Source organism: Rhodococcus opacus (assembly GCF_012396235.1).
GTDB classification, from domain to species: domain Bacteria; phylum Actinomycetota; class Actinomycetes; order Mycobacteriales; family Mycobacteriaceae; genus Rhodococcus_F; species Rhodococcus_F opacus.
The window spans coordinates 1-3,284 of record NZ_JAAXPA010000079.1 but is presented as its reverse complement, the minus strand read 5'-3'; the positions used below and the strand labels follow the sequence as shown (position 1 = coordinate 3,284).

1 protein-coding gene is annotated in these 3,284 nt (G+C 69.6%); it reads right to left on the bottom strand.

The window, feature by feature from the left end; translation table 11 throughout:
• A partial coding sequence (locus tag HGB39_RS37830; protein ID WP_312029826.1) for a condensation domain-containing protein occupies positions 1-3,124 on the bottom strand: 3,124 nt, incomplete at its 3' end.
• Positions 3,125-3,284: the final 160 nt, after the last annotated feature.

Sequence of the window (3,284 nt, the reverse complement as noted above, 5' to 3'; positions counted from 1 at the left end):
ACCCCACACCCCCCGCCAAAATCTCCGGCAACAACCGCACCCCCACACCAGCCCTACCCCGCACCGGCACCAACAACCCCCGCTCCACCACACCCAACACACCCACACGAGCCAACGGTGTATCCGGATCGGAGGCCATCACCTCGAGCACCCGGGTGACCCGGCCGGCCATCGCGTCGACGGTGGCCCGGTCGACGAGGTCGGGTCGGTAGTGAAACGTCATGCGCAGCTGCGTGTCCACCGAGAAGGCGACGCTCAGCGGATAGTGCGTGGCGTCGACGCCGCTCACGTCGACCACCCGGATGCCGGCGAGGTCGGTGTCTTCGGTCAGGCCTCCCCGGTCGATCGGGTACGACTCGAAGACGGTTGCCGTGTCGAAACCGATGTCGGGGCCGGCTGCTCGCTGGATGTCGGCGAGACCGAGGTGGTGGTGGTCGAGGAGGGCTGCCTGTTCCGCTTGTGTCCGGTCGAGCAGCCGGCCGAGCGTTTCCCGGGGGTTCAGCGTGATGCGTGTGGGCACGGTGTTGACGAACAACCCGATCATCGATTCGACGCCGGACAGGTGCGGCGACCGTCCGGACACGGTGCTCCCGAACGTCACGTCGTGGCGGGACGTCGCTGCGCCGAGCACGATGCCCCACGCCACCTGCGTCACCGTGTTCAGTGTCGTGTTGCGGGTACGCGCGAGGGTGGTGAGGTCGGCGGTCAGTTCCTCGGACACAGCGTACCGAGCACTCTCGGGAGGAGCCGACAGCGGCCGTCCCCGTGCGTCGGGAAGGAGCAGCGTCGGACCGTCGACGCCGGCGAGCGCGGTCGCCCACGCCACTCGCGAGTCCGCAGGGTCCCGGCGATGCAGCCACGACAGGAAGTCTCGGTAGGGCCGGGGTCGCGGCAACGCCGAAACATCGTCGTCTCCGACCACATAGAGCGCGAGCAGCTCGCGGATCGCCAGCGGCATCGACCATCCGTCGAGGAGGGTGTGATGATTGGTCCACACGAGCCGGGATTCGTGGCTGCCGGTCGTCACGAGCACGAACCGCACCAGTGGTGCCCGGGACGTGTCGAACGGCGTGGCCCGGTCGGCGGTCAGGACCCGGTCCAGTTCGGCGGACCGCGCGGCCTCGGGCAGATCCGTGAGGTCGATCTCACGGAACGGGAGGTCGACGTCCGCGGGTACCACCTGGACGAATGTTCCGTCTCGGGCGGGAACGAACGCCACCCGCAGATTCGCGTGCCGATCCAGCAATGCGGTGGCGGCCCGGCGCATCCGGGCCGGGTCGACGGCACCCTTCAGGTGCAGTGCCACCTGGACGGTGTACGCGTCGATCGACGGTTTCGCGAGCAGGGCGTGGAACAGCAACCCGGCCTGCAGGGGTGCGGGCGGCCACACGTCGGTGAGCGCGCCGAAGCGCTTCTCCCACGTGTCGAGGTCGCCCTGGGTCACGTCGACGAGGGGGACGTCCGACGGTGTGAGTCCGCCTGCGTCCCCACTGTGCGCGTGGGACACCAACGCGGACACACACTCCCGCCACCGTTGTGCCAGCCGCTCCACGTCGGCGTGCGCGAGCAGAGTGTCCGGGAAACCGAACCCGACCCGGAGTCGTCCGCCGATCACGATCGCGTTGACCTCGACGGCGGCGGACGCCGGCATGTCGGGGTCCGGGACGTACCGCAGGTCGCCGAACCCGTCGGCGGGACTCCAGCCGACCGCGGTGTCACCGTCCGCCGAATCCGGAACCTGACCGAGATAGTTGAAACTGATCTGCCCCGGTTCCGTTCCCGGCAGGCTGCCCGCGGTGTCCGGGTTCAGGTAGCGGAGCAGTCCGTAACCGATGCCCATGTCGGGGACTTCCCGGAGCTGTTCTTTCACGCGCTTCACGGCGCTGCCGATGTCGTGGCCGCCGACGAGTGCGTTGTCGAGGTCGATGCCGCGGAGATCGACGCGCACGGGGAAGACCGTCGTGAACCAGCCGACCGTGCGGGACAGGTCGGCACCGGGCACCACCTGCTGCTCCCGGCCGTGCCCTTCCAGCCGGATCAGCATCGACGTTCCCGGGATCCCCCGCTCCGCTCGCCACCTCGACGCCGCCACCGCCAGCGCCGTCAGCAGGACGTCGAGGACACCCCCGTGATACAGCTCCGGGAGGCGTGTGAGCAGAACGGACGTGTCGTCGCGGGAGGTCTCGACACTCACGTCCTGCAACGCGGTCGCGAGGTCCAGGCCCGGATCGAGGGGGCGTTCGGTGATCAGCGGGTCGGGTCCGGCGACGACGTTCTGCCACCACCCCAGCTCGGCGGCCCTGTCGCTGCGGACGGCTTCTTCGGCCAGCGCGTGCGCCCACCGGCGCATCGACGTCGCCGGTTCCGGGAGGGCCGGTACGCTCCCGGAACTGATCTGATACCAGGCAGCTGCGAAGTCGGGCAGCAGAATCCGCCACGACACCCCGTCGACCGCGAGGTGGTGTGCCACCACGATCAATCGTCCGGTCCGTGCCGGGTGCCCGGCGGCGGACTCCGGGTCGAGCCAGACGAACTGGACGACCACCCCGTCGGACGGGTGCAATCGCTCCACGGCCGCTTGGTGCTCGGCCGCGATCAGGTCTGCCAGCGTGCCGGGATCGGACCCCGGGTCGACGACGATGCGACGGACCAGTGAGTCGGTGTCGATCTCGGTCGCGGCACGAGTCTCCATCTGCCACTGCCCGTTTGCGTCCTTACAGAGCCGTGACCGCAGCATGTCGTGTCGCGCGAGCACCGCGGTGACGGTCGCGAGGAGCCGGCCCGAGTCGATGCCGCCCGGGAGGTCGAGCAGCACGCTCTGGCTGAACCGCTCGAAGTGCCCGCCGCGCTCGATCAGGTACCGGACCACCGGGGTCGGCGGGAACGTACCGATGCCGCCGCCCGCGAGTTCGGCGAGCGTAACTGTGGTCTCAGCGTCCGCGATCGCCGATTCCGCCGCGAGCGCGGCCGCGGTCCGGTGCTCGAACACCTGCTGCGGCGTGAACACCAATCCTCGTGCCTTGGCACGGGACACCAGCCGGATCGACAGGATGCTGTCGCCGCCCAGCGCGAAGAACGATTCGTCCAACCCGACCTGGTCGAGCCCGAGGACTTCGGCGAACACCGACGCCAGTGTGTGTTCCGCCGCTGTTCGTGGCGCGCGGTGGGGTCCGCGCGCCACGGCGGGTGCGGGGAGTGCGGCACGATCCAACTTCCCACTCGCCGTCACCGGCAACTCCCCCAACACCACCACCACCGACGGCACCACACCCCCCGGCAACACC